General features: G+C 67.1%; 14 protein-coding genes and 1 pseudogene. 10 read left to right on the forward strand and 5 right to left on the reverse strand.

Annotated elements, in window-relative coordinates:
* Nucleotides 1-48: 48 nt before the first annotated feature.
* Together ACFWUP_RS25450 and ACFWUP_RS25455 are read left to right on the forward strand one after the other, a co-directional pair.
* Nucleotides 49-606 carry a DUF6069 family protein gene (locus ACFWUP_RS25450; RefSeq protein ID WP_379238376.1) on the forward strand — a complete coding sequence of 186 codons (558 nt, stop codon included), beginning with the start codon at nucleotides 49-51 and terminating at the stop codon, nucleotides 604-606.
* A 54-nt stretch (nucleotides 607-660) separates the two neighbouring features.
* Nucleotides 661-2,001 (forward strand): amylo-alpha-1,6-glucosidase, encoded by a 1,341-nt coding sequence (locus ACFWUP_RS25455; RefSeq protein ID WP_379238378.1) that lies wholly within the window; start codon nucleotides 661-663, stop codon nucleotides 1,999-2,001.
* Here the strand turns inward: ACFWUP_RS25455 and ACFWUP_RS25460 are convergent.
* Entirely contained in the window at nucleotides 1,998-2,699 is a 702-nt protein-coding gene (locus ACFWUP_RS25460; RefSeq protein ID WP_379238380.1) for a pentapeptide repeat-containing protein, read from the reverse strand. The two genes, ACFWUP_RS25455 and ACFWUP_RS25460, sit on opposite strands and share 4 nt — an antisense overlap.
* 112 nt (nucleotides 2,700-2,811) lie before the next feature.
* Here ACFWUP_RS25460 and ACFWUP_RS25465 point away from each other — a divergent pair, with 112 nt between their 5' ends.
* From ACFWUP_RS25465 to ACFWUP_RS25480, 4 genes and pseudogenes are all read left to right on the forward strand, one after another.
* Entirely contained in the window at nucleotides 2,812-3,546 is a 735-nt protein-coding gene (locus ACFWUP_RS25465) for a glycoside hydrolase family 25 protein (protein ID WP_379238382.1), read from the forward strand.
* A 54-nt stretch (nucleotides 3,547-3,600) separates the two neighbouring features.
* Nucleotides 3,601-3,753: pseudogene (locus ACFWUP_RS25470) on the forward strand (type II toxin-antitoxin system Phd/YefM family antitoxin); the annotation flags it as partial.
* 92 nt (nucleotides 3,754-3,845) lie between these two features.
* Nucleotides 3,846-4,247, forward strand: coding sequence for a type II toxin-antitoxin system VapC family toxin (locus ACFWUP_RS25475; protein ID WP_379238384.1), 402 nt, complete (start codon nucleotides 3,846-3,848; stop codon nucleotides 4,245-4,247).
* Nucleotides 4,244-4,417 carry a hypothetical protein gene (locus tag ACFWUP_RS25480; RefSeq protein ID WP_379238386.1) on the forward strand — a complete coding sequence of 58 codons (174 nt, stop codon included), beginning with the start codon at nucleotides 4,244-4,246 and terminating at the stop codon, nucleotides 4,415-4,417. Before ACFWUP_RS25475 ends, ACFWUP_RS25480 begins: the two co-directional genes overlap by 4 nt.
* 27 nt (nucleotides 4,418-4,444) lie before the next feature.
* Here the strand turns inward: ACFWUP_RS25480 and ACFWUP_RS25485 are convergent, their stop codons facing one another.
* The 3 genes from ACFWUP_RS25485 to ACFWUP_RS25495 all read right to left on the reverse strand — a co-directional run bounded on the left by ACFWUP_RS25485 (nucleotide 4,445) and on the right by ACFWUP_RS25495 (nucleotide 7,963).
* Complete coding sequence (locus ACFWUP_RS25485) at nucleotides 4,445-6,502, reverse strand: PhoX family protein (RefSeq protein ID WP_379238388.1); 2,058 nt, start codon at nucleotides 6,500-6,502, stop codon at nucleotides 4,445-4,447.
* 142 nt (nucleotides 6,503-6,644) lie between these two features.
* A complete protein-coding gene (locus ACFWUP_RS25490; protein WP_379238390.1) occupies nucleotides 6,645-7,445 on the reverse strand; it encodes a hypothetical protein in 801 nt (266 codons plus the stop codon).
* A gap of 2 nt (nucleotides 7,446-7,447) precedes the next feature.
* Nucleotides 7,448-7,963 (reverse strand): lipoprotein LpqH, encoded by a 516-nt coding sequence (locus ACFWUP_RS25495; RefSeq protein WP_379238391.1) that lies wholly within the window; start codon nucleotides 7,961-7,963, stop codon nucleotides 7,448-7,450.
* 285 nt (nucleotides 7,964-8,248) lie between these two features.
* On the opposite strand from ACFWUP_RS25495, the gene ACFWUP_RS25500 reads away from it, so the two are divergent.
* The 4 genes from ACFWUP_RS25500 to ACFWUP_RS25515 all read left to right on the forward strand — a co-directional run bounded on the left by ACFWUP_RS25500 (nucleotide 8,249) and on the right by ACFWUP_RS25515 (nucleotide 13,462).
* Nucleotides 8,249-9,535, forward strand: a complete 1,287-nt coding sequence (locus tag ACFWUP_RS25500; protein WP_379238503.1) for a hypothetical protein — start codon at nucleotides 8,249-8,251, stop codon at nucleotides 9,533-9,535.
* Nucleotides 9,535-10,671 (forward strand): hypothetical protein, encoded by a 1,137-nt coding sequence (locus ACFWUP_RS25505; RefSeq protein ID WP_379238393.1) that lies wholly within the window; start codon nucleotides 9,535-9,537, stop codon nucleotides 10,669-10,671. The genes ACFWUP_RS25500 and ACFWUP_RS25505 overlap by 1 nt, the downstream gene beginning before the upstream one ends.
* Nucleotides 10,671-12,182 (forward strand): tetratricopeptide repeat protein, encoded by a 1,512-nt coding sequence (locus ACFWUP_RS25510; RefSeq protein ID WP_379238395.1) that lies wholly within the window; start codon nucleotides 10,671-10,673, stop codon nucleotides 12,180-12,182. Before ACFWUP_RS25505 ends, ACFWUP_RS25510 begins: the two co-directional genes overlap by 1 nt.
* A 62-nt stretch (nucleotides 12,183-12,244) precedes the next feature.
* Complete coding sequence (locus ACFWUP_RS25515; protein WP_379238505.1) at nucleotides 12,245-13,462, forward strand: CHAT domain-containing protein; 1,218 nt, start codon at nucleotides 12,245-12,247, stop codon at nucleotides 13,460-13,462.
* 102 nt (nucleotides 13,463-13,564) lie between these two features.
* Here ACFWUP_RS25515 and ACFWUP_RS25520 read toward each other — a convergent pair whose 3' ends face one another.
* Nucleotides 13,565-14,632 carry an alpha/beta hydrolase gene (locus ACFWUP_RS25520; protein ID WP_379238397.1) on the reverse strand — a complete coding sequence of 356 codons (1,068 nt, stop codon included), beginning with the start codon at nucleotides 14,630-14,632 and terminating at the stop codon, nucleotides 13,565-13,567.
* Nucleotides 14,633-14,694 lie beyond the last annotated feature (62 nt).

A 14,694-nucleotide genomic window follows, 5' to 3' on the forward strand; every position in this document is an offset into this window, starting at 1 on the left:
TGGCCGTTTCCACGCGCGGATGTCAGCACCGACTAGTACCGTCGGACTATGACCGATCCCCGGTACAACTACGGACCAGACAACCCGCAGTATTCCCAGCACCCGGGCCAGCCGCAGTACCCGCACGGCCAGCAGTATCCCCAGGGTGAGCACTACCCTCAGGGCGAGCCGGAGCCCAAGGTCAATGTGGGCAAGCTGTGGGCGGGTGGGATCGGCACGGCTGTGGTTGCCGCGTTGCTGGTGGTCGTCGCGATCATGTTGATCCGCGGGGTGCTCGGCATCGCGATCCTCTCGCCCGAAGGCGCTGGCGCGTACGGCACCGTCTCCACCACGTCCTATGCCGTCGCCGCCGCGGGTGCCGCGCTGATGGCGACGGCCCTGTTGATGGTGTTGCTGCTGGCCATGCCGAGCCCGCTCACGTTCTTCACCTGGATCTGTCTGCTGCTCACGGCTGTCGCGGTGATTCTGCCGTTCACCCTGGTCGCCGATCTGGACGCCAAGATCGCGACCGCGGCGATCAACCTGCTGGTGGGTCTGTGCATCACCACCATGCTCAGCTCGGTCGGATCGGCCGCCCAGAACACGCCACGTCAAGCCGGGTACTGATCGTCACACCACTGCCGAGATGCCGTAGGGCCGGCTACGCCGCAAAATAGATAGATGACCGACCCGGGTTTCACCTCGACGCAGCTCGCGGCCCGCGCCGCCTACCTCCTGCGCGGCAACGACCTGGGCACGATGACCAGCGCCGCGCCCCGCCTCTACCCACACATGTGGAGCTGGGACGCGGCGTTCGTCGCGGTGGGGCTGGCGCCGTTGAGCGTGGAGCGGGCGGTGGTCGAGCTCGACACGTTGCTGTCGGCGCAGTGGAAGAACGGGATGATCCCGCACATCGTGTTCGCCAACGGTGTCGACGGGTATTTTCCAGGGCCAGCGCGCTGGGAATGTCGCAAGCTGGCCGCCAACGCACCCGACGGCCCCGACACCTCCGGCATCACCCAGCCCCCGGTGCACGCGATCGCCGTGCAGCGCATCCTCGACCACTCCCGCCGCCACGGCCGCTCCACCCGCGCGGTCGCCGAGGAATTCCTGAACCGCCGCTGGCCGGATCTGGTGCGCTGGCACCGCTGGCTCGCGCACGCCCGCGACCCCAAGGAAACCGGGCGGATCACGCTGTACCACGGGTGGGAATCCGGGATGGACAACTCGCCGCGCTGGGATCGCGCCTACGCCAATGTTGTTCCAGGCGCGGACCTTCCGCCTTACCGCCGGGCCGACACCTCGATCATCTCCGATCTCTCCCAGCGGCCGAGCGACCGCGAATACGACCGCTACCTGTGGTTGGTCGAGCAGATGCGGCGGGCGAATTACGACGATTTCCAGCTCACCTCGGTGATGAGTTTCGCCGTGGAGGACGTGTTCGTCTCGGCGATCTTCGCGCTGGCGTGTGAGGTGCTCGCCGATATCGGCGAGGAGTACAAACAACCGCACGCCGACGTCCGCGAGCTGCACGGCTGGGCCGAACGCTTCCGCAAGGGCGTGGTCACCACCACCGACGAACGCACCGGCGCTGCAAGGGATTACGACGTCCGCCTGCAACGTTGGATCAGCACCGACACCCTCGCCATGTTCGCGCCCCTGCTCTCGGGTGGCCTCTCCCGCCACGCCGAACGAGCCCTGCTCAACACCTTCGAAGGCCCCCGTTTCTGCGGCCACCCCGACCTCCGCTACGCCCTTCCACCCTCGACTTCCCCCGTCGCCAAGGAGTTCCGCCCCCGCGAATACTGGCGCGGCCCCGTCTGGCCGGTCATGAGCTGGCTGTTCTCCTGGGCCTTCGCCCGCCGAGGCTGGGCCGAACGCTCCTACATGCTGCGCGCCGAAGGTCTACGCCAAGCCAGCGACGGTAGCTTCGCCGAATACTACGAACCGTTCACCGGCGCCCCCCTCGGCAGCATGCAGCAATCCTGGACCGCCGCTTCGGTTCTCGACTGGCTGGGCTAGTTCTCGCCGGCGTAGACCTGCCACTCGACAGTGATGCCGAGTTCGCGAGCCAGCGTCGATGCCAGTCCTTCCGGGTCACCGCCCTGGATGGTGGCGCCGCGTAGCGCGGTGATGCCGTAGATGCCGGTGAGGTCGCAGTCCTCGAAGCGCAGGTTCTGCTGGATGCGGGCGCCGGTGAAGCGGGCGCCGACGAGGTTGCAGCGTTCGAAGCGGACGTTGCGGAATTCGGCGCCCTGGAAGTCGGCTTGGCGGAGGTCGCAGTCGCGGAAAACTACTGTGCGTAGGCGAGATTGGGCGAAGGAAGACAGATCGGCGCGCGTGGATTCGATCAGCACGTCGCGGAGAACGCCTGCGGTCCAGGACAATCCGGTGAGGCGACCGTGTTCGATCAGGGATTCGATCATCGTGGAGTCGTCGGCCTGCACGTTGGCCAGATCGCAGACGCGCAGCGTGGATTCGGCGATGACGCTGTGGCGCAGCGTGCTCGGGAATCGGACGCTCTCGAATCGGCAGGCCTCGACGCTCATGCCGGAGACGTGGTTGTCGGCGAAATCCGCGTCCCGATAGTCGACGTCGGTCACGGTCAGTTCATTGATCGGGTCGTCGCCGGGCGCGAGGGCCGGACGCAACTCGCCCGGCTTCGCCACCGCGGGTTCGAACCGCACCTCACGCTTGCGCGCCACCTGCACTCCCGTCATCCGATGTCCGCACCAAGATACGGGCACGCACCGACAGGCTTTCGGTAACTATTCACAGACACCCACCAACACCACTGGTCACACCGGCAACAAGCCACTACGGTCGACGGCCATGGACACCAAGCGCTGGAGTTCGACGGTTCGTGGTTGTGTTGCGCTCGTCGCGCTGGCCTGCGCACTGCCCGCTACCGCGCAGGCGGAGCCCAGCGGGCCGGATGTGTCGTCCTGGCAGCATGTGGACGGGCGGATGATCGACTGGCACGCGGTGCGCGCGGCCGGCCACCAGTTCGCGATGGTGAAGGCCACCGAGGGGCTGCACTACGTCAACCCGTACTTCGTGCAGGACAGCATTCTGATGCGCACCGCCGGGGTGGCGCGCGGGACCTACCATTTCGCACGGCCCGAACTGCCGCCCGAACCGCAGGCGGCGATGTACGCGACGACAGTTCTCGGCCAGAACGGCCCACTCGACCTGCCCCCGGTCCTCGACCTGGAAACCTCCGGCGGCCTCGCCCCCGCCGCCCTCATCGACTGGACCCACCGCTACCTCAACACGGTCCAAGCCCTCACCGGCCGCACGCCGATCATCTACACCTACCCCAACTTCTGGAAAACCGCGATGGCCGACACCAACGCGTTCCACAGATTCCCCCTCTGGATCGCCGACTACAGCGGCAACGACCACCCCGAAGTCCCCGGCGCCTGGCCCACCTGGACCTTCTGGCAGACCACCGACCGCGGCACCGTCCCCGGCATCCACGGCGGCACGGACGTCAACCGCTTCAACGCCACCCACACCGATTTCGCCCGCTTCGCCAACATGTCCGGCCTGTTCGGCAGCAGCTAGCCGGCAACGATTGTCTCGTAGACATATGTAGACAAACTGCTCTACACTGGGGTTATGAAGTCGATCAGCGTTGGGGAGCTCCGCCAGAATCCATCGGAGATGATTGCCGATGTCGAATCGGGGGAGGTCTACGAGCTGACTCGACACAACCACCGCGTCGGTTACATCGTGCCCGCGTCATCGTCTGCGCGCATCATCCCGCGCAAGCTGGCCGGTCCCGCGCGGACGAGCGAAATCCCGCGACACGAACTCCGCACCGCGAGCACCATCGACGAACTGCTCGAATCCGAGAAGGGCGAGTGGTGAAGGCGTACTACCTCGATTCGTCGATCGCCGTGAGAATTCTGCTCGGCCAGTCGCCAGAGGCAGCCCGGTGGTTCGACACGGCCACAGGAGACCTGGATGTTTCGGTAGTTTCGTCGCGCCTACTGCGGACCGAACTCACCCGCGTTCTGCGCCGCGAAGGAAAACCGGTTCTCGATCGCGATCATATCCTCGACCGGATCGGCATCATCCCGCTCGACCATGCCGTCTTGAACGAGGCCGAGGCAATTATCTCGCACGTCAAGTCGCTCGATGCCATTCACCTCGCATCAGCCTTGCGCAGCGGGTTGGACGACGTCACCATCGTGACCCACGACAAGAACATGATTTCGGTCGCTGAACAGCTCGGCTTCCCCGTGCACGACCCGGTGCGATGAGCGAGTCCGAAGCCGAAACCGCTGCGATTTCAGCGGACCCAGAGGCATTGCTGCGGATGGCACAGTCGGAGGCTGAGCTCGCGCGTGGCGAAGTTGTCACCGCGGACGAGCTGGCCGCGGCGATCGCCGAGCGCCGACATGACGAAACCGCTACTCGCCCAGCCGAGTAGCGGTTTCGTCAGCGGATCGGGGACCGGCTATACGCCGATTCGTCCGCCGTTCTTCTTCCAGACAACCGCCACGGCGGGACGGGGCTGGGCGGTGCCGCCGTCGGGCCAGTGCGACTGCGGGTTGTCGGGGGTGGCGTCGTCGGACTCGCCGGGGTGCTGGACGGCGACGATGACGTGGGATTCGGTGACGATCGGGCCGCAGGTCTCGGCGCCCTTGGGGACGGTGAGGAACTGCTTGGTCTCACCGCGGTTGGGGCCGTCGAGGATCACCGAGAACAGGCCGTCATTGGTCTTCAGCGCGTTGCCGTCGGTGGAGATCCACAGGTTGCCGTACGGGTCGAAGGCCAGGTTGTCCGGGCAGGAGATCGGGCTGACCTTGGTCTTGTCGAAGCCGGCGAAGTAGGTGTCGGCGGCGGCGGGGTCACCGCAGACCAGCAGCAGCGACCAGGTGAAGTCGGTGCCGGTGTGGTTGTCGGTGATTTCGAGGACCTGGCCGTTTTTGTTCAGCTTGCGCGGGTTGGCCTCGTCGACGCCCGGCTTGTCGTCCTTGGCGCGGTTGTCGTTGTTCGTCAGCGCCACGTAGACCTTGCCGGTGAACGGGTTGGCCTCGAAGTCCTCGGGGCGGTCCATCTTGGTGGCGCCCACCTTGTCGCCTGCCAGGCGCGTGAACACCGCGACCTCGGCGGCGGTCATGCCATCGACCAGGGACTTGCCCTTGCCGTCGTCGCCGGTCTCGAGGATCGGGATCCACTGGCCCTTGCCGGTGAAACCGCCGGTGGGGACCTTGCCGGAGCCGTCGATCTCGGCGGCGTGGTCGCCGGTGAGCTTGGCGACGTAGAGGGTGCCCGCGTCGAGGATGGTCATGTTGTGACGCATCGCCGAAGCGCCGGTGCCCGACTGGATCTTGCGCGAGGACACGAACTTGTACATGTAGTCGAACTTCTCGTCGTCGCCGGTGTAGGAGACGACGTCACCTTTGTCGGTGACGTAGATCGACGCGCCCTCGTGCTTGAGGCGACCCATCGCGGAGTGCTTGATCGGCGTGGAGGAGGCATCCCACGGGTTGACCTCGACGACGTAACCGAAACGGTTGGCCTCGTTGGGTTCCTGATTCAGATCGAAGCGCTTGTCGGTGCGCTCCCACTGGTTCGGGGTGCCGCCCTTGGGGAAGCCGTAGCGCTTGACACGGCCCTTCGGGTCGGAAGCCTTGTCGCCGTTGGCGAAGTAGCCGTTGAAGTTCTCTTCACCGGAAAGCACGGTGCCCCAAGGGGTTACGCCACCGGCGCAGTTGGCGAAGGTGCCGAGCACCTTGGTGCCCGACGGGTCGGCGCCGGTGACGGTGAACGCGCTGCCCGCGGCCGGACCGGTGAGCAGGAACTCGGTGTCGGCGGTGATGCGGCGGTTGTACTTGCCGAACACGGGGGTCAGCTTGCCCGAACCGGCTTCACCCTTGAGCTCGACCACGGCCATGCCGTGCGCGGCCTTGGTGATCGCGATCTGCTCGTCGGTCGGCTTGTCCTTGTCGTACCCGCGGAACATCATCGGGCCGGTGGTGTACTCGTGGTTGACCACGAGCAGGTAGCTGTTGGCCTGGCCTTCGATCGGCATCAGCGCGGCGAAGTCGTTGTTGTAACCGAACTGCTTCAGCTGCGCCGCGGCGGTCTGCTTGTCGAAGTCGAACGCGGGGGCGTCGGCGAAAATCGGGTCGCCCCAGCGGATGACGACCTGCTGCTCGTAGCCCTCCGGAATCGTCAGCGCATCTTCCTTGTTCGGCGCGACGGCGGTGAAAGCTGTTCCGGTGCCGGGGGTTCCGGCCGGAGTCGGCTTCGGCACACTCGCCTCGGTGCTGTCGTCACCGCAGGCGGCCAGTGCGCTCACCGCACCGACAGCCAGCACGGCGGCCGCGCCACCCTTGATCAGGCCACGGCGGTTGAGGCCGCTGACGATGTCACCGAAGTAGGCACCCTCCGAGGTGTTCGGGGGCTCGTGAAAGCAAGCGTTGCCACACTTGTATTCACAGGTCAGGGCGGCGCGTGCCGACTGGCCGTCATGCTTGACGAACAGGGCGAGCGGTTTCGGACTCACGGTGACTCCTGAGTAGAACGGACTTCCGGCACCGTAAGCACCCCAAGCGAGCCGTCGGGAAAGCGAAGATGAACGCACGACCAAAACTAGGCGCGCGCTGTGTCCGATCACAGGGATCGGGCACAGCGCGCGGTGGTTGCCATCAGGCGTTGACCGGAAGGGCGATCACTACCTCCTGCTCGTTGCCGGGCAGGTAGTGCACCCCGACGATGCGGCCGACCTGCACCGATCCGATCGCCGTCGGGGGCAGATACTTCTCCGCGCGGGTTTCGAAAGTGGTGCCGTCGGGACGGGTGACGACCAGGCCGAGCGCGATCTCGGTGTAGCCGCCGCGGATGCGACCGGGGACGTCGAGGCTGCGGACCACCGCCTGGGCGGCGATGCCGCGTTCGGCGATGTCGAGCTTGCCGCGGGTGGTGATGCCCTTGCGGATCAGGGATTCGTTCATCGCGCGCTGGGCGGCGCCGTTGTCGCCGGAGCGGTCGACCTCGACCTTGTCGGTGCGGCCCGGCAGGTAGCGGACCGGCAGGACCACGCCCGGCTGCAGCAGGGCCAGTTCGGTGAGCGGAACGATCATCTTGGCGTGCGAATCGAAGACCTTTCCATCGGACCCCTCGACCCGGAAATCGATCTTGACCTGCGGTTGGTCGTTCACCGAGACGCCGGTCTGCCGGAACGAGGTGATAGTGCCGATACCGACTGCGGCGTCGCGGAACTCGCTGCTGTTGCGGCCGGTGAAGGCTTCGAGGATGCCGTCGCCGGTGAAGGCGAAGACGATCGGGACGATGGTGAGGGCGATGATCGGCAGGGCCATCTGCGGGCCGACCCAGCCGAGCATCGCGCCGGTGAATTCGTCGGGGGTGTAGGTGAGTCCGTAGTAGAGGTAATAACCGACTGCGAGGATTCCGAACGCGACCGCGGCCGCGCGTAGTTTGGCCCGCATGGTCAGGCGCCGACGATGGTGGAGCAGGCGAAGGTGATGTCGAACTTGACGGTCGACGGGCCTGCGAGGGGGTTGGTCATGTCGGCGCTGATGCCCTCGCCGGTGACGCGGTAGGTGTTGCCGTCCTTGGCGAGCGTGGCCGAACCGCCGGGCTGGCCGTTGCCGTAGCCGACCGCGTAGGGCAGGCCGTTGGCGCCGCCCTGGCTGCCCGCGATGGCGACGGCCTGGACCGTCTCGCCCTCGATCGAGGCGCTGACCGAGAGGCTGCCGTAGGTGGAGTTGGCGGTGTCGGTGAGTGCCAGGGCCAGGGTGCCTGCCTGCTTGGCGCAGGTGGTGTCGAACTTGGCGGTGAATTCCTTGCCGTCGACGCTGGCAGTGGACTTGCCTGCCGCCGGGGCGGGGGCCGCCGATCCCGGGGTGCTCGGGGAGGTGGTGCTCGCGTCGTCGCTGCAGCCGGTGACGAACAGCGCGGTGGCGGCGGCGGAAGCGGCGAGGGTGGCGATCAGCTTGGTGTTCATGGTGGTTTCCGTTTCTCTGGGTGGTTCGGGCTGGTAACCCGTTGAGAGAAAGGTAGAAATCCTCCGCCGCCTACCGATCCCAACTTTCGGTATCTAATGGCGGCTGGCGCCGCGGTTCTCGGCGCTTAACTCCGCCTCTTCCCTCCCTCCGGGCACTCCTTCGTCGCACCCTCCGGTCAGTCCATCGGCGGAGGCGCGCCGAGAACGTCATCGTTTACCCGTCGAGAGGAGGTGACCAGCGGCCGAAGGTACCTATAACCTGGTGCGATGCTCAGACCGCGCGCCATGGTTCTCGATGAGGTGTGGCGGGAGTTGGACGGGGTCGACGCGCTGAGCGGGGCCGCCGGTGGGCCGTTGCGGCGAACGGTGAAGTTGATCCTCGATCCGCTGGTGCTGCGACCGATGCAGCATCCGACGCTGGCGGCGAGCGTGCTCGACGCCGACGGAATCGCGCTGTTGACCGCGCTGGTACACGCGCAATCGGACACCCTGCGGGCCTGCGCTGCATGGTTCACCGTGCTGAAGCAGGTGCGGCGGGCGTTGCGGATCACGGAGGGGAACGCGCAGGACCTGTACTTCCAGCGCTGCTTCGAACTCGCGATCGTCTGTGGTGCGCCCGACGGTGACGGGCGGGCGCGGGCCGAGGAGACGTTGCGCGAAGTCCACGAGAGCACGGGCGGCCGCACCACTACCGCACTGAAAACCTATGTGACAGCACCCGATCGGGCCGCAGAGTTGGCCGGACTGCTGGATATCGCCTGGGCTCGACGACCCCTCGCACCCTATGGCGCGCGTGACCTGGCAGCCGAACTGACCGAACTGCTCGAGGCGTGCACGCTGGCCCGCGAAGGTGATCCGGCCGACGCCGGGCCGCTGTTCGACGACATCGTCGACGACCGCGCCGGCACCCATCGCGGAATCGCCCTGTGGCTGGAACATCCGGCGCACGGTGCCGATGACCTGGGGCTCACCACGTATTCGAGTCCACGACAACCCGCGCTCGGCGCCTCGGCATCGACCTCGAATCTCGGACTGCCGTTCGACCGGACCGTGTACGAGCGGGTGTTCACGGTGCTGCAGGGCAGTCTCGATCGGACCGATCTGCCGGAGATTCCGGAGCTGGTGACGCGGGAGATCTCGCGCAGTTGTTCGCCGTGGGGGTTGCTCGACGAGTCACTGCGAGTCGCCGCCGCCGCGGGTTGTGAACTGGCGCTAGGGCTTTCACCGATCGACACGTCCGGCGCGACTTCGCGAGCGCACGAGGTGGTCAACAGTCGGTGGCGGCGCGAAGGGTATGTGCTGCAGGCGCGGCGGTACGCGGTGCACGCGGTCGACGGGGTGGGTCCGCTGGCGACGGTGGCGGCCGAGTTGCGGACCCCGTGGCGGCCGTATCTGCGCAGGTTGTGGGTGCGATTGCATGGGCGGGATGTGCGGGAGATGCCGGTGTACGAGCCCGGTGAGCTGTGGGATCTGCTCGACGGTGTGGCGCGGTCGGTGATGCTGGATCACCGGACGCGGGTCAAACAGGCACTCACCGCCGAGGCGACTGTGACGGAAGCGAGGGCCAGCTGATGACTGTTGTCGATCTTCGCCGCGCTGAACCCGGGCTGCTCGTCATCGCGCCCGACGGTGCGCCGCTGGTCACCGATGCCGCGCCGGGGCTCGATGTGCTGGTACTCGAAGTTGTTGGCGGGCACCTGAGTTGGGCTCTCGATGGTGGCGAACTGCCCGCTGCGGTGCTCGATGATGTCGAGGCGGCTCAGGATTGGGTGTGGGCGGTCTACGGCGAAGCGGTCGCGTTGGTTGTCGCCGGAAACCATCCACAGTCACTCACAGCCGAACCCGCCCGACCGGATCTGGTGACAGCTCTACGTCGGCTTGCCTACGCACACTGGGCAAGTCGGTGGTGGCCCGCGTCGACTGTCGACGGGATTCCGTCGCTGGATGCTCGGCTGCTCCTGGATGAGATCGAATCGCTCAGCGGGACTTGCGAAATGGTGCTCGATGCGAATTCCGGTGATGGAGAATCCGCTCTCTCGGGCGGCGCGGGGCTCCGTGAAATGGAGATCGAACACGGTGACAATGCGGGCTCCGATGACGGCGGGGGCGCGTCGGGCAGTCGGAAGCAGGACGGGGCGGCTGGGCGCCGTGCAGATTCGCACGGTGAATCTCGTGGGCGCGCCGACGATTACGCATTGGCGGCCGGTGGTCAGGACCGGGTTGGCGGCCTGATCGTCGCGCGTGGGAGTGGTGGATGGGATTGGCGGCGTTGCCCGCCCGGCATTCTCGACGCGAGCGAGCAGGCAGTGTCGTGGCAGGTGACACGGGCGTCCGGGGTGTCGACAGCGCAGGTCAGCGTGGTCGCCGCGCCCGATTGTCGGAGCACCGTCCCCGACCATCTTCGACCCTTCGCACGCGTGCGGTCGGTCGCCCCGGACGATCGTGCGGCGTCACCGCCATCGGCCGACGTGGCGATCGCGTTGCAGCTGCGCGGGGACGTCTGGACGGGAACGGCCGAGATCCCCGGGACACCGGAAACATCTCTGGAAGTCACCGTTTTCGTTCCCGCAGTCGGGCCTGCCGAACCAGCGGAAGACGAGGCGGCCGCTCGCGATCGGATTCGCGGGTTCGCCCGCCGTCGTCTCGCCGGGGGCGACCTGCGGCTGAACGCCGAAACCGTCGCCGCCGAAACGGACGAGGACTTCTGATGGCAGCCACGGGCAGAACATCCGACCAGGACGACGCGCAGCTCACCGCGGGATACGCGGCGTACCAGCGTGGTGACGTGGTCGCGGCGCTGGAGATCTTCGAGAACGCGGCCGCCAGTGCGGCGCCTCGGTTGCGTAGTGCGGCGCTGGTCAACGCGGCGAGCATGGCCGACGAGCTCGGCGACCATCGACGGGCGGTGACCCTGTTCCGGACTGCCCTCGCCGAGATGCCGGAGGATGCCGCGCACCAGCGACCTGCGGCTTTGGTGAATCTGTCGCAAGCATTCCAGCATCTGGGCGAGTTCGGCGCGGCACAAGACGTGCTAGAGGAAGCGCGGACACTGCTCGCGGACAGTTCCGATCAGGGGATGCTGCGGGTGGCGTGCCTGTTGTCGCTGACGGCGGTGGCATTGCATCGACAGCAGTGGGCGCGCGCGGGCGAACTGGCAACCGAATCACTCGGTGTGACAGAACGATTCGTGCCGGAGCTGGCCGGTCATCCCCTGATGAACCTGGCCGCGTGCTCGTTCGAAACCGGGCGGTGGGAGCTCGCCATCGACTTCGCTCGACAGAGTGTGGCCGCGTTCGCCGCTGCGGGCGCCGACGACGCCGTCGCCGAGTCGCGGCAGAACCTGGCGACGATGTTGGTGCGGGCGGGTCACTTCGACGAGGCCGAGGAACCGTTGCTGGCCAGTCAGGCGTTCTTCGAAGCGGCCGAGCTGGGGCATCGGTCCGGGATCGGCGCGAAGACGATGGGTTTTCTCGCCGAACGCCGGGGCGACTTCGCCTCGGCCCGTGCGCATTACGAGCGCGCGCTGGCACGATTCGACGCCAGCGGCGCGGTGGTGGACGCGGCGGACGTGCGCCTGCGATTGGCCACCGTCGCCTGCGCCGAAGGTGATCTCGAGTTCGGCGAAGCGCTGCTCGACGCGTCGTTCGCCGTCTACGCCGCGCACGGGCTCGGCATGCATTGCGCCCAGCTCGACTACTGGCATGCCGAACTGCTGTACGCCGCGATCGAGGAAGCGGCACAACCGGATCCGGCACTTCTCAGCCGCGCGGTATCCCTGGCGGTCCCGGCCGCGCTCGCCATCGATGCCGTGCGCCACACGCTCCCCAACGGCAATCAGCGCGAGCACTGGCACCGCACCGTCGCCGAACCCGCCATGCGGCTGGCTTTCCGCTGCGCCGCCCTGTCCGGCAACGGTCAACTGGTCAGCGATCTGATCGATACCCAGTGCGCGGGAACCACTCTCGATTTGACTTCCCTCGAGCCGACCGCACCCGACCTCGGCTTCGAGCTCATCGACCCCACCTCCCCCGCGTCGACATCCACGCCCGCATTACAACTCGGCGCCGCACTCGCCGACGTCGCCGCAGCGGCGGGAATCCCCGTCGCGCCCCCGCCCAGACTCACCGATGGTGACCGAATAGTGCTGTCGGACTTCATCACCCACGCCGAACAACGCTACGGCCGACCTGTCCGCGACCGTCGAATGATCGCACTGTGAACACACCGCCCCCGAACGAGACGGTCGTGGATACGGCACCGGGACCGACCGCCTTCGTCCGGATGGCCGATGCGGGAGATGTGTATGTGTCGTGGCGGTGGGCCGACGACGCCTTGGCGCGCGGGGTCGCGATGCTGCCGCGAGACGAGGTGCGTGAAGTGCTGCGAACGCTCGCCGATGCGGTGCCCGATCCCGCGCGACCCGAGGACCTTCGGCGGGTGATGACCGAGGGCGCCCTCGTCGATCCAACCGCGGAAAGTGCTCTGGCACAGGAATTGTCACGCACGCTGTTGCCGTACGGGTTGGCCGTGCAGCTGTACGAACTGTCCCAGCGTGGGGTCCGCCCACACCTGCGGATTCAGCCCTCGCCCCGACTCGCCCAGGTTCCGTGGGAGATCATCGCGCCCGATCCCGCGATCCGGCTGCTCGATATCGCCGACGTGAGTCTGCTCGCGCCGGTATCAGTGGTGCATTTTCCGGAGCGAATTGCGCACCGGTGGAACGAGACTCGCGATCTGCCCGTTGTCGCGGTGCTCGACCCGCGCGTGCCCGGATTCCGCGCGGACTCCGAACTGGGCTCGGTACTCGGTCGGCCGAGCGCGGAAAGCCCAGTGGCCCAGCACTTCAGCCGCTACGGTGCTCGACTTGTCCCTCGGGTAGCCGACCCGGTCGAGCTCTTCCGTCGCGGCGACACCGACCGCGAATGGCTGTCCGACGTCCTCCGCGACGGCGCGAGCCGACTCTTCTACGTCGGCCATGTCACTTCCGCCGCACCGGAATCCGGCCAGAGCGAACACGCCGAACTCCACCTGAGCTGCACCGCCGACACCCGCGGTTTCGCCACCCCGAACCGCAGCCACCGCCCCCTGTCGGCGAAAGACCTCCTCCTCGGCACCCACTCCCTCGATCCGTCCCCGATCGCAGGCCGCGACCTGTGGCCGATGCCGAGCCGCGTCGCCCTCATCGCCTGCGAAAGCGGCGGCGACCTGCGCTTCACCGAGGCCCTCGGCCTCACCACCGCGGCCCTGGCAGCGGGCGCCGAACTCGTCACCGCCACCCGCTGGCCCCTGCCCACCGACCACGCCTTCCGCACCCTCACCCCCACCACGACCTACCCCCTGCAAGCCGCCATCTGCGCCGTGGACACCGCCCACGATTCCCCCACACCCATCCCCACCCTCCTGACCTGGCAAAGATCGCGCCTGTCCACCTGGCGCACCACTCCCACCCCCGAAAACTCCCCCCTCCTCTGGGCAGCCTTCGCCACCGTCACCGACTGACCGGTCCCACCATCGGCGTTGCCGCACAACGAGTTCGAGACCCGAAGACTGCGGACCGACCCGAGCCCGCAGCCAGCCGCTCAACCGAGAGCGTTATGCCTTTTACTCGCGGAGGCCGAGGCCTGTGGCGAGGGTTGGCCAGGAGCGGTGGAAGGCGTCGCGCCAGTAGCCCCAGGAGTGGGTGCCGGTGGGTTGATGGTCGAAGGTGGCGGGGATATTCAGTTCGGACAGGCGGGTTTCGAGGTTGCGGGTGCACCAGTTGACCGCTGCTTCGATGACGCCGCCGACGACGAGCTGGTTGGCGAGGCCGACGGGGGTCGGGTTCATCATGTACGGGTCGTCGGTGCTGTCGTGCGGGCCGGGGAGACCCGACGCGTCCGAGACGTAAAGGTTTGTGCCGCGCAGTTTTTCGGCGTTCACGACCGGGTCGTTGGCTTCCCAGGCCGGGTCGTCGTCGGCGCCGTACATGTTGGTGACATCGCCGCCGCCGTAGGTTTCCACCACCAGTTTGGTGAACTGTTTGCCGACCGGGTCGGCGATCTGCGCGCAGCCGCTGTAGCCGGCGACGGACCGGTAGAAACCGGGCTTGGCCTGCGCCAATTGCAGGACGGCCGTGGCGGTCATCGAGTTGGCGGCGATGGCGTTGACGCCGTTGGTGCCCAGTGCCGCGTCGACAAGGGGTGGGAGTTCGTCGAGCAGGAACGTGCGCCATTTATTGCGGCCGAGCGCGGGGTCGTCGCGCTGCCAGTCGGTGTAGTACGCCCAGGCGCCGCCGACCGGCATCACCACGTTGACGTCCTTGGTGGCGAGGAAGTCGCCGACGTCGGTGTTCTGCCACCAGGTGGCTCTGTCCTCGCCGCCGCCCGCGCCGTTGAGCAGGTACAGCGCCGGACGCGGCACGGATGCGTCCCTGGGGCGCTGCACCTTCACCGTGATCGGCTTGTTCATCGCGGCGGAGAAAACCAGCATGGTCAGGTTTCGGTCATCGACGCGGCTCGACATGATGTTCGAGCCGTTCGCCGTGGTCGGCGTCGCGAGCAGCTTCTTGGATTCGATGATCGGGTCGCGCCCGTCGGCCAGGCTGACGCCGATGCCGTAGGTGGCGACGCACGCGGCCAGCACACTGCCCGCGACACCGAAAGCCAGTGCGCGCCTGATTGTTTTGCCCATCGGCCGAAAGTTCCCCATCCATCAATCGGCAGGCATGACGCGAGCCGCCAGGCACAGACAGT

The organism is Nocardia sp. NPDC058658 (genome assembly GCF_042716665.1).
Taxonomy (GTDB): domain Bacteria; phylum Actinomycetota; class Actinomycetes; order Mycobacteriales; family Mycobacteriaceae; genus Nocardia.